Annotated in this window: 16 protein-coding genes; 7 read left to right on the plus strand and 9 right to left on the minus strand. The window is 45.2% G+C overall.

Annotation, left to right across the window (positions count from 1 at the left end):
* Positions 1-196: 196 nt before the first annotated feature.
* Positions 197-1,408: an MFS transporter gene (locus tag FFR00_RS02555; protein WP_137671786.1), complete on the minus strand. Its 1,212-nt coding sequence runs from the start codon at positions 1,406-1,408 to the stop codon at positions 197-199.
* Positions 1,409-1,529: 121 nt separating this feature from the next.
* Between FFR00_RS02555 and FFR00_RS02560 the strand changes: the two genes are divergently transcribed.
* Positions 1,530-2,417, plus strand: coding sequence for a LysR family transcriptional regulator (locus FFR00_RS02560; protein WP_137671787.1), 888 nt, complete (start codon positions 1,530-1,532; stop codon positions 2,415-2,417).
* Here FFR00_RS02560 and FFR00_RS02565 read toward each other — a convergent pair.
* Positions 2,400-2,990, minus strand: coding sequence for an FMN-dependent NADH-azoreductase (locus FFR00_RS02565; protein ID WP_137671788.1), 591 nt, complete (start codon positions 2,988-2,990; stop codon positions 2,400-2,402). The two genes, FFR00_RS02560 and FFR00_RS02565, sit on opposite strands and share 18 nt — an antisense overlap.
* Positions 2,991-3,187: 197 nt before the next feature.
* Between FFR00_RS02565 and FFR00_RS02570 the strand changes: the two genes are divergently transcribed.
* The 3 genes from FFR00_RS02570 (at position 3,188) to FFR00_RS02580 (ending at position 5,362) form a co-directional block, all read left to right on the plus strand.
* A complete protein-coding gene (locus FFR00_RS02570; RefSeq protein ID WP_373681401.1) occupies positions 3,188-4,021 on the plus strand; it encodes an ion transporter in 834 nt (277 codons plus the stop codon).
* A gap of 82 nt (positions 4,022-4,103) precedes the next feature.
* Complete coding sequence (locus FFR00_RS02575) at positions 4,104-4,829, plus strand: glycerophosphodiester phosphodiesterase family protein (RefSeq protein ID WP_137671790.1); 726 nt, start codon at positions 4,104-4,106, stop codon at positions 4,827-4,829.
* Positions 4,830-4,858: 29 nt separating this feature from the next.
* A complete protein-coding gene (locus tag FFR00_RS02580) occupies positions 4,859-5,362 on the plus strand; it encodes a TetR/AcrR family transcriptional regulator (RefSeq protein ID WP_137671791.1) in 504 nt (167 codons plus the stop codon).
* A gap of 1 nt (position 5,363) precedes the next feature.
* Here FFR00_RS02580 and FFR00_RS02585 read toward each other — a convergent pair whose 3' ends face one another.
* A complete protein-coding gene (locus FFR00_RS02585) occupies positions 5,364-5,909 on the minus strand; it encodes a GNAT family N-acetyltransferase (RefSeq protein ID WP_137671792.1) in 546 nt (181 codons plus the stop codon).
* 6 nt (positions 5,910-5,915) lie between these two features.
* Entirely contained in the window at positions 5,916-6,260 is a 345-nt protein-coding gene (locus tag FFR00_RS02590) for a DUF2956 domain-containing protein (RefSeq protein WP_137671793.1), read from the minus strand.
* A gap of 172 nt (positions 6,261-6,432) precedes the next feature.
* On the opposite strand from FFR00_RS02590, the gene FFR00_RS02595 reads away from it, so the two are divergent.
* Positions 6,433-7,653, plus strand: coding sequence for a uracil-xanthine permease family protein (locus FFR00_RS02595; protein ID WP_137671794.1), 1,221 nt, complete (start codon positions 6,433-6,435; stop codon positions 7,651-7,653).
* 85 nt (positions 7,654-7,738) lie between these two features.
* On the opposite strand, the gene FFR00_RS02600 is transcribed toward FFR00_RS02595, so the two are convergent.
* Positions 7,739-9,088 carry a DUF1501 domain-containing protein gene (locus FFR00_RS02600; protein WP_137671795.1) on the minus strand — a complete coding sequence of 450 codons (1,350 nt, stop codon included), beginning with the start codon at positions 9,086-9,088 and terminating at the stop codon, positions 7,739-7,741.
* 9 nt (positions 9,089-9,097) lie between these two features.
* Positions 9,098-10,990 (minus strand): DUF1800 family protein, encoded by a 1,893-nt coding sequence (locus FFR00_RS02605; RefSeq protein ID WP_137671796.1) that lies wholly within the window; start codon positions 10,988-10,990, stop codon positions 9,098-9,100.
* 220 nt (positions 10,991-11,210) lie between these two features.
* Between FFR00_RS02605 and FFR00_RS02610 the strand changes: the two genes are divergently transcribed.
* A complete protein-coding gene (locus FFR00_RS02610) occupies positions 11,211-12,131 on the plus strand; it encodes a LysR family transcriptional regulator (protein ID WP_137671797.1) in 921 nt (306 codons plus the stop codon).
* A gap of 3 nt (positions 12,132-12,134) precedes the next feature.
* On the opposite strand, the gene FFR00_RS02615 is transcribed toward FFR00_RS02610, so the two are convergent.
* From FFR00_RS02615 to FFR00_RS02625, 3 genes are all read right to left on the minus strand, one after another.
* On the minus strand, positions 12,135-12,947 hold the full coding sequence (locus FFR00_RS02615) for a phosphotransferase (protein ID WP_137671798.1): 813 nt from the start codon (positions 12,945-12,947) through the stop codon (positions 12,135-12,137).
* Between the two features lie 32 nt (positions 12,948-12,979).
* A complete protein-coding gene (locus FFR00_RS02620) occupies positions 12,980-13,663 on the minus strand; it encodes a hypothetical protein (protein WP_137671799.1) in 684 nt (227 codons plus the stop codon).
* Positions 13,664-13,845: 182 nt separating this feature from the next.
* A complete protein-coding gene (locus tag FFR00_RS02625) occupies positions 13,846-14,439 on the minus strand; it encodes a LysE family translocator (RefSeq protein ID WP_137671800.1) in 594 nt (197 codons plus the stop codon).
* A 117-nt stretch (positions 14,440-14,556) separates the two neighbouring features.
* Between FFR00_RS02625 and FFR00_RS02630 the strand changes: the two genes are divergently transcribed.
* Positions 14,557-15,942 carry a PLP-dependent aminotransferase family protein gene (locus tag FFR00_RS02630; RefSeq protein WP_137671801.1) on the plus strand — a complete coding sequence of 462 codons (1,386 nt, stop codon included), beginning with the start codon at positions 14,557-14,559 and terminating at the stop codon, positions 15,940-15,942.
* Positions 15,943-15,944: the final 2 nt, after the last annotated feature.

A 15,944-nucleotide genomic window follows, 5' to 3' on the forward strand; every position in this document is an offset into this window, starting at 1 on the left:
AGCCTGACGAGAATTGATGACAGAAAAACACAATAACTGCGAACAAAATGTGACATTTTGTTGACAAAAAACAATAAATACAAAGAGATAAGCAAGAAAAAGCCATTTAGTGGAGAGTTAAATAGCCTTATTGATGAGCAGGTAGCAGTGTGATTAGGCGGCGTACTTTAGCCAAATTACCAGTTACAAACATGACTTACGGATTAGCTGGATGAAGCTGGTCTGTCGGTTTTTCTAAGATGAAATAAGCCAATAATGTTACACCAAGCAACGCACTAACATTAAACGCCACAATACCCTGCCAGCCCCAAGCACTATAAAATGGTTGCATTAACACACCGCCACCAGCAGCCCCCACATAATAACTAATCGTATATAAAGCCGACGCGCTGGCCTTGGCTTTAGTGGCGTGTTGATTCACCCAAGCGCTGGCCTGTGCATGGCTAAAGAAAAAACCCATAGAAGACACCACCATCGCCAGCAAGATCATCCAAAGTGGCTCAAATAAACTCAATGCACTAGCAACGGCCATAACTAACAAGCCCAGCAAAATACATAACTTGCTGCCGTAACGCTGAGCAATTCGCCCAGCTGAAGATGCGGTAAATGTACCGCCTAAATAACTTAAAAATAATAAAGAGGTTAAGCTTGCAGGTAGCGAATACGGTGCGTCGGCCAAAATAAAAGTCAGGTAAGAAAATTGATTAATGAATACGCCAAAGGCAACCCCTCCCACTAAGTAAGCACATACTAACTGGGGATTCCTTAGGTGACGTTTATAGTTCGCCAGGCTGCTACATAAGCGCCAAGTTTGGCGAGTATGGGCTGACTCTTGTGGCAGCAATACAAACACCAACACCACCATTAATAAACTCAGTAGCGCCACCACGATAAAGGCCATTTGCCATGAACCGAGTAAGTCGGCACTCCAACCGCCCAATAAGCGCCCGCCAATGCCGCCTAATGAGTTAGCCGCAATAAAAATACCCACCGCTTTAATCAACGCGCGTGAGTCTAACTGTTCGGCTAAGTAAGCAATTGCTACCGCAGGAACACCGGCTAAACATACGCCCTGTAAAAAACGTAGCGCAATAATGGCATAAAAAGACTGGGGATGAGCCAAGCCAATAAACAGGCTTAAACACGGAACAACAGCAATCGATACCAATAGAATTTTGCGTCGACCTACGGCATCTGACAGCGAGGCCAAGAATAATAACCCCAAGGCCATACCCAACATAGCGGCCGACAACATGGCGCTAGCGGCTAAAGGTGAAATAGCGTAGTTCTGAGCAAAAATAGGCAATAGAGGCTGAACAAGGTAAAGATTGAAGAAGGTAACTAAAGAGGCCGTAGACACCGCAGCGGTAACTTGCCAAAAACCTTTACTGTTTTGCTGATACTTCATTAGCACACTCTTAAATAGCACGTTCTTCACGCTCTGATGTACTAATGCTATGCCTCCGCTTTGAATAAATAAAATATATTAGTATTATCGAAGCTATAACTTTTACTTATGAGCAATGATTGTGGAATTAAGACAATTACGCCAGTTTGTCAGTGTGGTGCAACTGGGTAGCTTTACTGCAGCGGCTAAACAGTTGGGCGTTGCCCAGCCAGCGATTAGCGCCACAATCAAAAAACTCGAGCAACAACTATCGATACAACTGCTACAACGTAACGAGCGAAATGTCAGCTTAAGTACTGAAGGAAAAGTACTATACCAACACGCCATTCAACTGCTTAAACAAGCTGAAGACGCCGAGCAAGCGATGCAGTCTCTAAAGGGGCTGGACAGCGGTACCGTAACCATTGGGATCCCTAGCATGATGGGCTCTTATTTCTTTCCACCCTTGCTCATGGGTTTTAAAAGTCTCTACCCACAACTCAACCTTTCTGTGATTGATGCAGGTACCGAGTTAGTTAGGAAAAAATTGCTTAGCGGTGAACTCGATTTAGGCATTGTTGTCACTCAAGATGTGCCGCCAGAACTGCACTGTGAACCTATTTACAAAGGTGAACTACTGGCTTGTTGCAGCCAAGATAATCCGTTAAGCGTACAAAGCAGCATTAGCCACCGCGAATTTCTAAACCATGAATTGGTGCTGTTTCGCGAGGGGTACTTTCACCATAAGGTGATTGAACAGATCAGTCGTGAACAGCAACAGGTGCCACAAGTCTCTTTTCAAACCAACCTGATCCCGCTCATTAAGTCGATTGTTGCCAGAGATTTTGGCATAACTACCCTACTTAGCATGGTAGTTCAACCGGGTGACTCTCTGCATTCGCTAAGCTTTGATCCGCCGTTTCACTTAGAGCTAGGGCTGGCTTGGCGACGCGATGCGTATATGTCGCGCGCCAATCAGAGGTTTAAGGATTTTGTGTTGGAGAATTGCACTCTAAACGAGGGCAGCTAGTTGCTCTTGTGCGGCATCCATTTGCTGCTTGGCGGTTTCATCACCCATACTCAAAGCTTCGGCATAAACCACTTCAACATCAGTGATGCCTAAAAATCCTAGCACTACCATTAAGTGAGGAATTTGAGTGTCGGTAGCAGCGTGTTTATGAATCCCGCCTCGTGTCGTGACCACAATCGCTTTCGTATCCTTTATCAAACCAACTGGGCCTTGTTCGCTATATTGAAAAGTAAGTCCAGCTCGCACCACTAAATCTAGCCAATTCTTTAACTGTGTAGGAATCGAAAAGTTATACATTGGCGCAGCAATCACCACCACATCGGCGGCTTTAAGCTCATCCACTAAACTGTTTGATAAAGCGAATACTTTCCGCTGTTGTTCGCTTAGTTCATCCCCACCTTGCAGTGCCGAGATTACTTCAGCACTCAACACCGGCAGAGGCTCTGCGGCTAAATCTCGACTCACCACCTTTGCATGTTGCGCAATGTAACGATTACTCAGTTGGTCAATCAGTGCCGATGAGCTTGAGTGCTCTCCCAAAATACTTGATTTAAGCGTTAATACTGATGTCATAGTTGTGTCTCACTTGATGCCATAATTTTAGATGCGCTACTGTATCAATATAAAAATGGAACAAAAAACACAAATATTAGCCACAAGCATTCGGCTAAATAGACAGGATAGATATTTAGCGGGAGTTTAGCGACTCACTTCAAATTCAAACATTTATCGATATACTTAGCCTATTAAAACCTTCAAGGATGAACTCTGTGTCTAGTGAACCCACTACCCAAAGCCCTATGCAAAAACGGCTTTACGATATAATTTTTGGCTACAATACCCCAGCCGGAAAGCGCTTTGATTTACTGCTAGTAAGCGCCATTATCAGCAGTGTCATCGTGGTAATTATCGATTCAGTGAGTGAGTTTGAACAGCTCTACCACACCTGGTTTATCGCCATTGAAGTGGTATTTACGGTGTTTTTCACCCTCGAGTATATCGCCCGTTTATACTGCTCGCCGCAACCTAAAGAATATGCCAAGAGTTTTTATGGTGTGGTCGATTTGCTGGCAATTTTGCCCACTTATTTAGCCCTGCTCTACCCCGCTGCGCAGGTAATGCTGCTATTTCGCTTATTGCGGATCCTACGGATACTTCGCGTATTAAAACTAGTGCGTTATATGAGTGAAGCCAACGTGCTATTGCGAGCACTGATGCTGGCTCGTCGTAAGATTTTAGTATTCTTATTTTGTATTTGTTTAACCACCACTATTTATGGTGCCTTAATGTATGCCATTGAAGGGCCAGAAAATGGCTTCACTAGCATTCCTCGCAGTATTTATTGGGCCATTGTCACCATTACTACTGTAGGTTATGGCGATATTTCTCCTGCCACACCTCTAGGCCAAGCACTGGCAGCCTTGGTCATGATTACCGGTTTTTCGATTATTACCGTGCCTACCGGCATTGTAGGTGCAGAGCTAGTTAATGAGATGCGCCGTGAGCAAAGTGAACACCGTTGTGTGCACTGTGAACGCGCTGGTCACGACCACGACGCTGATTACTGTAAACATTGTGGAGCCGATTTGTTAAATGTGTCATAAAAATGTATAACTGCCTGCTTACATTACCCAGCTACACTAAAATGATTGATGGCATGCGCCTGAGAACCAAAGAGGAATTAGCATGGCAGTTATTGCAGGACACCGTGGCGTAGCAGGCAGCTCCCCGGAAAACACCCTCGCGGGCTTAGACCGCGCCGCAGAGTTAGGCCTAGAATGGGTCGAGTTTGATACCTTTTTAACCAAAGACCACCAGCCTATTGTGTTTCACGACGAGCATTTAGAACGTTGCACCAATGGCAGCGGCAAAGCCACCGAATACACCTTAGCGCAACTACATTCGCTAGACGCTGGCGCTTGGTTTTCTCCTTCGTTTTCCGGCCAAGCCTTACCAAGCTTACGCCAGTACCTCATCCATGCCAAAAAGCTGGGCTTAAAGCTCAACTTAGAGATGAAGTATCACAACCAACCGCGTCAACAATTGGTTGAAGCTGTAGTCGCCGAAATAGCCCATTGTGATTTTCCACTCGACCGTTTGCTTATTTCTAGCTTCGATCACCAATTGTTACTGTTTATGCATCGCCATGCTAGCCAATTTGACTTAGCCCAGCTCTATGAAGAAATCCCCGAGAATTGGCAGCAACAACTTCAAGACATTAATGCGCTAGCCTGCCATTGCGACTATAAGACCTTGAGCGTTGCCCAGGCCAAACAAATCAAACTGGCGGGTTATCGTTTGTCTACATACACTGTAAATGAGCCCACCGAAATCACCGCATTGTTACCATGGCTAGATATGGTTATCAGTGACTTTCCTGAGCGATTTAACGAGCCCATGAGCACAAGCTAACACTTGGGCTCTTTCGCAGGAAGCGAATCATGTCCCCAGTCAGCTTGTCGCCACAGCAACAACTTAAGGAACGGATCCTTGATCAGGTATTGGCATTTTTGCTTGAAGGCGATTGGCAACAAATAGAAATGGGCAACATTGCTAGGCAGTGTGGCATTAGCCAAGCAGAACTCAATGAGTGCTTCCCTACCCTGCAATCTATTACTTCTGCGGTAAATAGCCGTTTAACTCAAAACTTTATCCAACATTTGGATTTAAGTTCACGCGAGAGTTTGCGGCTGACTTGGCTCGACAGTTTAGAGTCCCCTCGGTTTCGCGCCATTGTGCATTTGTTTATTGATGCTTCGCAGCAAAAAAGCGTTGCCTGGCGCTTAGCCAATGTAGGTTGGAGCCAATTTACCAACCATGTTGCTAGTCACTTAGGTTACCAAGCGGTAAACCAAGACTTACCGTGGCTATTGGGCAAATCGATGCTGAAGTTTATTAACCAACGCAGCCGCAGTAGCAGCACCTTAAAAAGTATCGACAATTAGCTTATTGCGGCGCGGCCAAGTCATCGGCGATCAATGAATAAATCGCTGCGTGGCAGGGTTGGCCAAAATCAATAACTCGTGACCTAGCTAAGCTTTCGTAATGTGCGCCGGCTTTTTCAGCCACTCGACGGCTGGCAATGTTTTGCTCGGCAATCACTAATTCTAAGCGATTTAGCTGCAAGCCATTAAAAGCGTAATCGGCCATTAAACGCACCGCTTCGGTAGCAATACCTTTACCACTGGCACTGTCTCTTACCCAATAGCCCAAATTAGCTGCGCGGTAATTCCACTCAATGCGGTTAATAGCAATAGCACCTAAAAACTGTCCACCTTGATTGGCAAAAATCCCCATATCAAAAGCAATGTTTTTAGCTATCGCCGCTTGGCTCAGTGCTAGCCAAGATCGACTCTCTTCTTCTGGGTAATCTTCTTCCATCCAATCTAACCAGCGGTGCCCGCCAGCAGCGGTTTCACGCACGGCCTCAGCATGAGCAATGGCATCTTCTGGTAGGTAAGGTCTAATGAGTATTTGCTGGCCACGCATCATGCTCTCCTAGCTTGGCGAATAACTATAAACATAGGCAGCAAAACCTAACCATGACAAGCCCAGTAACACCCAAGGCAATATAGATGGCTTAGTATTATCTTTAGCTTCTGCTAAGTGATCAGCACCAGCGCATTGCTCCGCGTTTTTACTCGATTGCTTTTTACGCTGTTTGTCGGCTTCGCGCATTTTGGCTTTGTGTTGCTTTTTATACTGCTCAATGCCTTTTTGAATACCCGCCGAGATTAATTTGTTTTGCTCTTTAGTTTGGCCAGGGCGTTGGTTCGCCTTGGTTAAGGCGTCTGCCGTTGCCACCACTTCATCAGAGACTTTATTCTTGTTTGCTTTAGCCACATTACCTCCTAAGGTTTTCGATTACTTTGAACCAAACCGCTACATAAGTCTAAAAGATCGCGCAACTATAATAAAACAAAGACTTTTTTCTAGACTAAGCACCTTGATCATTTTTTTATCACGCCCTTCGGCTTACACTAGATGAATTTTTTTGTTCAGGGAGACAAAACGGATGAACACCCCACTACTTGGTGCGCAAATGCTACTGGTTGCATTTGGTGCTACTACCTTGGTACCACTACTAACAGGCATTAGCCCTAACCTCGCCTTATTGGGTGCAGGTATAGGTACGCTAATCTTTCAGTTTTGTACGCGTCGCCAAATTCCTATTTTTCTGGGCAGCTCATTCGCCTTTATCGGACCAATTATTTTAGGTATTCAGCAGTTTGGTTTACCCGCGACCTTAAGTGGCCTAATGGCTGCAGGCCTTATGTTCATTATTATTAGTGCCATTGTAAAAGTACGCGGTGTTAAGGTTATTGAGCGCTTTTTACCGCCGGTAGTGGTTGGCCCAGTGATTATGGTCATTGGTTTAGGCTTAGCCCCGGTTGCTGTAAATATGGCCTTAGGTAAAACAGGCGATGGCTCGGCAGTTTTAGTAGAGCAAGACATCGCCTTGCTGATTTCTTTAGCATCGTTGTTTACCACCATTGTGGTATCTATCTTTGCTAAAGGCATGCTCAAATTAATGCCTATTATCAGTGGTGTAGCTGTGGGCTATGTATTGAGTTTGTTCTTTGGTTTAGTTGACTTTAGTGCAGTAGCTAGTGCCGCATGGTTTGCGATACCAGAATTTGTTACGCCTGAATTCAACTGGCAGGCCATTTTGTTTATCGCGCCTATCGGCTTAATTGTTACTATTGAACACTTTGGCGACATACTGGCTATTTCTAATGTGACTGGCAAAAACTTTGTGGAAAACCCAGGGATTCACCGCTCATTATTAGGCGACGGTTTAGCCACCATGACAGCCGCCAGCTTTGGTGCGCCACCGGTAGTAAGTTACGGCGAAGTAACCGGCGCGGTAAGCCTGCTTAAAACCTACAACCCTATCATCATGACTTGGGCAGCAGTATTTGCCATTGGTTTAGCATTTATCGGCAAAACGGGTGCCTTGTTATTGTCTATTCCGGTGCCAGTAATGGGCGGCATTATGTGCCTGCTATTTGGTGCGATTGCAGCAATTGGCTTAAATACCCTAATTAACAAGCAAGTGGATTTGTCTATTCCACGTAACCTTGTGATTGTGTCAGTCACTTTAGTATTTGGTATTGGTGGCATGGCTGTTGGCCTCGGTGAATTTACTCTTAAAGGTGTTGGCCTGTGTGGCATTGTGGCCATTATTCTTAACTTGGTATTACCTCACGAAGATAAAGCAGCTAAAGCCAAATAAACTTTATTTTGACCCGTCCTAAAATAGGTTGACGGTTTTTAGGCCAGCTCCAGTAGCTGGCCTTTTTTATTACTTATGTAAGGTATTAGCTAAACATCGAGAGATGAGTTTGATTAAAGTTACTTAGGCTTGGGAACAAGTCCAATACTTCACTATCACTCAAACCAAACCAGCGAGCCAAACTGGCAAAATATTGCTCATTGGCCACTTGTGGGATCATTCTGCCACCACCTACATCGTAAGCACTGTCTAAAGCCTGCTCGATAACCGAACCGTAGATTTCGCCGCCGTTGACTGCACCGCCCATCACCAATTGGTTACCTGCCCAGCCGTGGTCAGTACCATCACCATTTGAACTCAAGGTTCGGCCAAAGTCCGACATGGTAAAGGTTGTCACTTGGTTTGATAAACCTAAGGTGCTCATAGCGCCATCAAACTCAGCCATGGCTTGTGAAAGCTGCATTAATAAGTTCGGGTGATTCACATTTTGGTCGTCGTGAGTATCAAAGCCGCCCATGCCAACAAAGAATACTTGTCGGCCTACGCCAAACTGCGATTGCACCGACAAGGTTTTCGCTACCGCTAATAGTTGCTTAGAGAGGTTGCTGTCGCTGAATACATCTGTAAATTCTGAGGCACTTTCTAACGCAGTATTGAGCTGCTCAGTATTGCCAATTGAGGTATCCAATTTGTCACTGTAGCTTTTGGCTAAAGGATGGCTTGCTTGGTTAAACATTTGCTCAAGCTGCTGACGCAAAGCTTGGGTGCGCGGCGATTCGCTATTATTGTAGGCATGAACCCGAGTAATACCTGATTTATTCATAGCAAAAGGAATCGCGTTAGGGCCAGTTTGCCAAAGGTTATTACCCGACAACGAGATGTTAGAACCAAAGTTATTATTTTGATTAAGCAGCTCTAAAATACGTCCGCCCCAACCGTAGTTAATACTCTCTTTCTCGCGCCCCTGCATCCACGTTGATTGCTGGTCATTATGCGAGAACAAGTTATTAGGAATAGCCGCACTTTTTGCTTTGTATTGCTCCAAAGTGATCGGGGCCACTAAGCTACCCACCCCAGAAACCACCGCCAAGTTTTGCGCGTTAAATAGCGGCGCTATTGGCGAGAGAGCAGGGTTAAGGCCTATTCCACCGTCTACCGCAGTAGTCGGGTTAATCGCAATAGCGTCACTTACCGCTAAGTTTTGGCGACTATTTAAATAGGCATCGAGCGGGTCACCACTTTGAGGGATCAGCATATTAAAGGAGTCATTGCCTCCTTTGAGAAAAATACACACCAACGCTTTAAAGTCGCCAGCGCTAGCGGCTGGCGTTGCCAAGCTAGTCATTGCTTTTAGCTGCATGCTGGTAAGCGCTGCCATTGATACGCCGCCTTTTAGGCACAGCGACAGAAACTCTCGCCTGTTTTTATAATTCATCTCAGGCTCCTATAGCTGAATGACGTAGTCGGGTGAAACCGACACGGTAAATAACAAAAGCGCCACTTGGTGGTATAAACCCCAATCAGCATAAATATCTTGTACTTCACGCAAGGTTTGTCGCTGTGCCGTACTCATGGCACCGCTATAAAACAGGGTATCGTAATAGTCGAGTAAGGCTTCTAAACCTTGTAGTTCCAGTATATCTGCATGGTTTTGCATACTAAGCAAAATGCGTTTATCACTTGGCTCAGTAATCACCTCTTTAATATTCCATAAGAAGTTGCTGTATTGGTTATTAAACTGGCCAATTAACGCGGCATCGTTAGCAATTTGTAACTCTGGTGCCACTATTCCTAATTCCAACAAATCAGCAGGCTGATAATCAGGTCTAAAGAAGTTAAATACCGAAGGAGAACCAAGAGGTGTTTGACCATGACTGTCGTTTAACGACCAAGTAAAGTACAAATTGGCAGGGCTGTTAGCATCCAGCTCACGCCAAAACTGTACAGTCCGCAACAAAGGCTCACGCACTTTGCCGTAATAGTTTAATACTCCAGAGGTTTGCCTTGCTTCTTCATCCAATAATATCGCGCTAACAACGGCTCCTAAATCGCCTCGTACACCACTGCCGTTGTCGTCAAAAACATTGGCAATACGCTCTACGTATTGTGGCGTTGGGTTAGAAGTGACCAAACGTTGGATTAATTGCTTTCCTATAAATGGACCAACATTAGCGTGGTTAAACAAATTGTCTAATGCCGCGCTAAGATCATCCTCAGCGGATTGACCACCAGCTAATACTTCGCCATTTAACAATACCTTTTCTTTTTCTGAGTGGTAATCAGAATAGGCTTCCATGGGAATGGTGAAGTTACGGCTAGGTCGCTTCCAGCGAGCACTCGCGCCAAAGGTCCAGCCGGTAAAAACTCTGGCAAAACCTTCAATTTGATCTTGGCCGTAAGTGGCAATGGTGTTGCCTTCACCGTCAAGTTTAGGGCTACCATCTTGGTTCAACTCAGCTAAACCAATGGTGAACAACTGCATCACTTCACGGGCATAGTTTTCATCTGGGCGAATGTTTAAAGCTTCATCGGCTTTCTCATTCCCCAAATGGCTTAAATACGTCCCCATTACTGGCGATAGCGTTACTTCTTCCAGTAGTTCTCGGTAATTACCAAAAGCATGTTTTAACAATATGTCTTGGTACTGCGCCATGCCCTCAGGCTCGCCGCGCAAGGCATTGTTGCTGTCAGACACCACTAAAATCTCGCTCAAGGCAAATGCCACTCTCTGGCGCAGTTGGTCCGGAGCATTCAGCGATGCTTTCCACCATGCGTCAATGCGATTGATTTGGTTTGGTTCGTCTCTATCGGGATAGTTTTGTACTAAGGGTAAATGCTCGGTGATTGGCAGCTGCATTTGCTCGCTTAACCATTCTTCCTCACTGACTCCTGTAGCGTGAGTTATTTCGCTACCTTTTGGCCCAAGCGTGGCTTGATGCAGCAAACGCGCCGCTTGTGCCGAGCTCATCGCCCGTTTAACTTCAAAGCTTAATTGCTGGCGAGTCACCTGTTGCTGGTCGTTAGTAATAGCAACTTCAAAAGTGTAACTATCGGCCGCTAACTCGGCGTTGCTGGCAGGTGTAATAGGCAACTCTAAGCTGTCGGTTTGCTCAAAACTAATGATAGGCCCAGCAACTTGGCGCCATTCAATTTTGTTAATGGTACCTACGCCAGAAGCTTTAGCGCGCAAAGTAACTGGTTGGCCTTTACGTGCGGTTTGGCTTAGCTCTACTTCAACACTGGGATTTTGCGGCTGGCTTGGGTTTGACTCATCTCCCCCACCTCCACCACAAGCAAACAGCGACAGAAATAAAGCGATAGTAACTAGATTTCGCATTAATACGTCCATGTTCTAATTGACAAAAAAGTAGATTCTCTTGATTTGACTCATACAAATCAACAACTTGCTAACATGTGGTTTCCTTGCCCCTGTTAGCCAAGCTTTACACTAGCAGATTTGCCTCTTAATAAATGTGCTCAGAGGACAAGTTAACAACACGCTAACAAAATGCGGTACATTTAGGTATTGAGGCGCACACTCTTCGTTAAGGAAAGCCATGAATCTCGCCGACTTCGATTTAAACCTTTTGAAGACCTTGTTGGTATTACTACAAGAAAAAAACACCCGTAAAGCCGCTGAACGCTTAGGTGTAAGCCAAGCAGCCGTTAGCCGAGCACTAGCAAAAATACGCGGTAGTTTTGACGACCCCTTATTTGTGCGCCAAGCGCGAGGCTTAAAACTCACCGATAAAGCGGTTGAGCTAGAACAGCAGCTCCCTAAGGTATTGGGTTTGTTAGAGGCTACTTTACAAGGCGATGAGTTTAACCCTTCGACACTCACCGGCCGCTTTCGTTTAGCGATAAATAGCTATTTGTCTGAAAGCCATGGGCTTAAAATTGCTCTGGCGATCATGCAAGATGCGCCTAACATTGAATTTGAGTTATATAGCTACAGCCCGACAACAGAGAGCCAACTGATCAACCAAGAGTTAGATGCGGGAATTAGCTTTTACCCCATTGAAGTCTCAAAAGAGCTGCGCCAGATCCCGGTTGCCAAAGCCATTGTTGGTGGAATATGTAATGCCAGCCACCAACTAGCAGGTAGCACCATTAAGCTCAACCAGTTACTTGATTATCCATTAGCAGGGATGATTTTACCCGGATACAACAACCAGTTTATGCAAATCCAGCAGTTGTTTACTGAGGGTGTAAAACTGCAGCCCAAATTCCGAAGCCAGCAATTAAGTAATATTTTGAAATATACCTCACAAACTAATGCAGTATGTGTAGCGCCACACACCACTATGGAAGGCCTAGCTAAAGATGACTATGCCTTTATTCACTTTGAAGATCCTGAGCAGCGCTTAAACCTAGATATTTCACTGAACTTCAGTAACAACCAGCATCGTAGCGCTAAATATTTGTGGTTAGAAAAAGTAGTGAAAAGCTGTTTTTCATCGGCTAACTCGCCACAATGAACCCTAAACAAGTTGTTGGGCGATCTCTAAAGTTTGCGCTGCACTGGCAACAGGTAGCTTTTCAGACAGCCTTCCTGCAGCCACTATTGGCGTCCAAGTGCTGAGTTGATGGTTATTGGTGGAACACAATTGATGATAATGCTGCTGGTAAGCCGCTAAAAATTGTTGTTTCTTCAATTGGTAGGCTTGCTGCTCAGCGTGGCTGCCGGCTATTTGGCTAGTGGAAATCAACAGCACAGTTCGCGCTACGTCGCTAATTGGCAGCCCCTGAGTTGCGTCTACCCAATCAATAATCACCGGGCCATTGCTCGACAGCAATACATTTGCAGGATGAAAATCGCCATGACATAAGCGGCTATCTAAGGCTTGCAGATTAAGCTGGTTAATCGCCTTTAGCTTGAGTGGCTCTGCGATATTAGACCGCTGAATCTTTAAAGCCAAACGCTGTGATGTGGTGTCCAAAGGCTGAGCCTGACAGCGATGAACATCTGCATGCAAACCAGCAAATAGCTCACCCATAGGCACAATGTCATTAGGGTGCTTGAGCAAGTAGCTATCTAAGCTTGGCCCTAAACACCTTTCAAGTATTAGCGCTTGGCGAGATTCCACCTCCAGTACATCAATCACCTTTGGCGTAGGCAGGCCTTGCTGATAAGCAAACAGTGCTTTCGCCGCCTCATTCTCGGCTTCATCTTCCGGATACCCCGGAAAATACACTTTCAGCACCTTGCTATCTTCAAAGGCAAATACCTCGGCCGTATTCCCAGTGGCAATTCGGCTCAATGTACTTAAGTTAATCAATCTGCCTCTAATCACATTAAACCTTCACCAAAACCCTTCATCAAACCCTAGGCTTTTATTGAAGAAGTCACTGTGAATTTTTTACGCTTTGACGCAATCCCCAACATACATAAACCAAACAGTGCAGCACTCACCGGTTCTGTAACCTTAACTACGTTTAATGATAACTGGTAACTCACTCGTTCTTGGCCAACGTACTCAGCCCAGCCGGGAAAAATATCAGCCGACCTGCCAGTGGCTTGAAAGCGAAACAAACCTTGGTTAGATACGCCTAAATCTAGACCTGAGTGCGTACGATCCCTAGATCCATATATTTCACTGTTAAAATCAGCGAAAGAGTATTGAGTAACTAGGTAACTATGGCCTCCTTGCACTAAAGCTTCTTGGCCCAAAATACTAAAGTTTATGCTGCTGATTTTGTAATTACTTTCAAGCTCGAATAGTACATCGAAGATATCGCCATCGTCATAAGCCAATGAGGAATAATCAAAGCCCTCGGGACGTAAACGCCCATAGCCAATCGACTCCAAGTAAGCATCGTATTCAGCATCCAACTTAGTTATCGCTGAAGTAGCAAATGTCCCCGTAACTACATTTACCCCTCGCCCTAGCTGTAAAGTGCTTAACAGCTGCGTATTAAAATGACCATCTAACGCTTCGTCGTAGTGCAACACCCCAGCATTTGCCGACGCCATAACAACAAAAAGTAACAATCCAAGTATCTTTCTCATTACACAATCCTTGTAGTAAATAATTGCTTAGCCATAGGCCAGCTAAAGTAAAAACCCTATCAACTATTTACATAATTATTATTAAGGAAGATCAATAAGACAGGACTTAAGTTGGAAACTTAGCCTTAGTGAATTTACGCCAATAGACACTAAGGCTGAGCTAAATGGTTACAGGGAAAACACTACACCCACAACAGCACTACGCAACCGGCTGTAAGAAAAGACATAGTGATATTAAATCGCTGCCTAGCAATAGGCGCACTTAACCAACGAGAGATGAACTTACCAAAACTTACCCAAATTGAGCCCGTAACCGGATTCACTAAAAAAAAGGTTAATACTAAGGCCCAAATTGATTCCCAATAAGCCTCGCCCGGAATCGCAAAACTGGCGACTGCAGAAGAAGTCATCATCCACGCTTTAGGATTTAAGTACTGAAAGCCTAAGGATTCGAAAAAGCTCAGCGGTTTCGCCATTTCTTGTTTAGCCAGTTTGCTTTGACGCAAAATACGTAAGGCAAGATAAAGCAAATAGGCGCTGCCCAAGATTTTTAAGGCTAAATGCACGCTAGGGTATTGCTGAAAAACCCAACTTAAGCCTAATCCCATCAGCAGTATCATGGTGGCAATTCCTGTTGGGATCCCCGCCATCTGAGGCACCGAACGCTTATAACCAAAGTTGGCACCAGAAAAAGTTAGCAGCATGTTGTTAGGCCCAGGAGTACCAGCCATTACCACCCCAAACAAAATCATTGATGAAAACAACGCAATATCCATATCTACTCCTCCAAATAATTGTATCGATACAAAATAGCCAAAAACGCAAAAAACCGTCTACAACTCACAATATTCACGCTAATATACTGTGTAGAAGAGATCAAAAGGTTTATTGTCATGATGACAATTTGGCAAGTGTTAGAAAGCGAAGGCAACAAAGCCGCTCAAATTGTGGAACAAATCAGAACACTGGTTGAGCAGCAACACCTACAGGCTGGCGATAAACTTCCGCCACAGCGGCATCTTGCCGAGCACTTAGCGGTCACCGTAGGCACCATTAGCCGAGCCTATGCTCAGGCAGAGCATCAGGGCTTAATTGAATCAAAAACCGGTAGCGGCAGTTACGTAAAAAGTCCCACCAATTATCAACAACAATGGGGAAGCTTAAAGGGCAATAGCCAACATATTGAGTTATGGCAAAACACCGCGTTTACTCAATCACGCGCCCAACACTTAACCCCCTTACTGCAAAGCTACAGCCTCGCCGGCGATCAGCTCGATACACTGTTAGATAACGACCACAGCCAAAACTTACCCAGCCAACGAGAAGCCGTTTGCCAATGGCTAAACCAACAAGGCAGCCACTTTAAGCCTGAACAACTTTTTTTTAGCTACGGCGCTCAACACGGTTTAAATCTATGTTTAATCGCTATGGAGTTAGTAGGCGAGCGGCTACTGTGTGAGGCCTTGTGTTACCCCGGCTTAATTACCTTAGCTAAACAGCTAAAAATAGAGCTAAAAGGCGTAACCTTAGATGATGACGGCATTTGCCCCAACAGCCTGCTTAATCACATTGAAAAATACCACCCTAAAGCCTTGTACCTCACCCCTACGCTGCAAAACCCCACCACAGCCATTATGTCGCAGCAACGCCGCCAGCAAATTATTGATATTTGCCAACAACACCAAGTGATTATTATTGAAGACGATGTATGTGGTTTACTGCCCGACCAACGCCCTAAAGCTTTTGTAGAACTGGCACCAGAGCAAGTGATTTACCTAAACAGCTTTTCCAAAGGCGCTTTTAAGGGTTTACGCTTTGCTTACTTACACGCCCCACAGCACCTTCAAGTTGCCATAAACAGCGCAATTAGAGGCAGCACATGGAACATTAGCCCACTACTGGTTGATGTAGCCATTCAATGGATTCAAGCCGGATTAGCCGATAAAGCCCTGCTTGAACAGCGCAGATTAGTAGGCCAACGCGCCCAATTGCTGCATCACTACATGGCGGGTTTAGATTACACCTACCAAGAAGGTGGCTTGCATTGCTGGCTGCGTTTACCTGCCAGTTGGCGTTGCGCACAGTTTGTAGAAGCAGCGCAACAGCAAGGGGTTGAAGTGGCTTCGGCCGAACACTTTGTGGTAGACAATCAAGCCAGCCCTAATGCGGTAAGGATCTCGCTAGGACAAGCCGAATCGAATCAACAACTCGACCAAGGTTTAGCCATTTTAGCTAAGTTACTAAAAACAGCGCCGCAACCCAGCCAGCAGATTATTTAGTC

The sequence above is a fragment of the Agarivorans sp. Toyoura001 genome (assembly GCF_005405585.1).
In the GTDB taxonomy this organism is placed as follows: domain Bacteria; phylum Pseudomonadota; class Gammaproteobacteria; order Enterobacterales; family Celerinatantimonadaceae; genus Agarivorans.

Excerpts from the sequence above, each read along its gene's own strand:
- FFR00_RS02555 (WP_137671786.1), bottom strand. The coding sequence starts at position 1,408 with ATGAAGTATCAGCAAAACAGTAAAGGTTTTTGGCAAGTTACCGCTGCG.
- FFR00_RS02565 (WP_137671788.1), bottom strand. The coding sequence starts at position 2,990 with ATGACATCAGTATTAACGCTTAAATCAAGTATTTTGGGAGAGCACTCA.
- FFR00_RS02575 (WP_137671790.1), top strand. The coding sequence starts at position 4,104 with ATGGCAGTTATTGCAGGACACCGTGGCGTAGCAGGCAGCTCCCCGGAA.
- FFR00_RS02580 (WP_137671791.1), top strand. The coding sequence starts at position 4,859 with ATGTCCCCAGTCAGCTTGTCGCCACAGCAACAACTTAAGGAACGGATC.
- FFR00_RS02585 (WP_137671792.1), bottom strand. The coding sequence starts at position 5,909 with ATGATGCGTGGCCAGCAAATACTCATTAGACCTTACCTACCAGAAGAT.
- FFR00_RS02595 (WP_137671794.1), top strand. The coding sequence starts at position 6,433 with ATGAACACCCCACTACTTGGTGCGCAAATGCTACTGGTTGCATTTGGT.
- FFR00_RS02600 (WP_137671795.1), bottom strand. The coding sequence starts at position 9,088 with ATGAATTATAAAAACAGGCGAGAGTTTCTGTCGCTGTGCCTAAAAGGC.
- FFR00_RS02605 (WP_137671796.1), bottom strand. The coding sequence starts at position 10,990 with ATGCGAAATCTAGTTACTATCGCTTTATTTCTGTCGCTGTTTGCTTGT.
- FFR00_RS02610 (WP_137671797.1), top strand. The coding sequence starts at position 11,211 with ATGAATCTCGCCGACTTCGATTTAAACCTTTTGAAGACCTTGTTGGTA.
- FFR00_RS02620 (WP_137671799.1), bottom strand. The coding sequence starts at position 13,663 with ATGAGAAAGATACTTGGATTGTTACTTTTTGTTGTTATGGCGTCGGCA.
- FFR00_RS02625 (WP_137671800.1), bottom strand. The coding sequence starts at position 14,439 with ATGGATATTGCGTTGTTTTCATCAATGATTTTGTTTGGGGTGGTAATG.
- FFR00_RS02630 (WP_137671801.1), top strand. The coding sequence starts at position 14,557 with ATGATGACAATTTGGCAAGTGTTAGAAAGCGAAGGCAACAAAGCCGCT.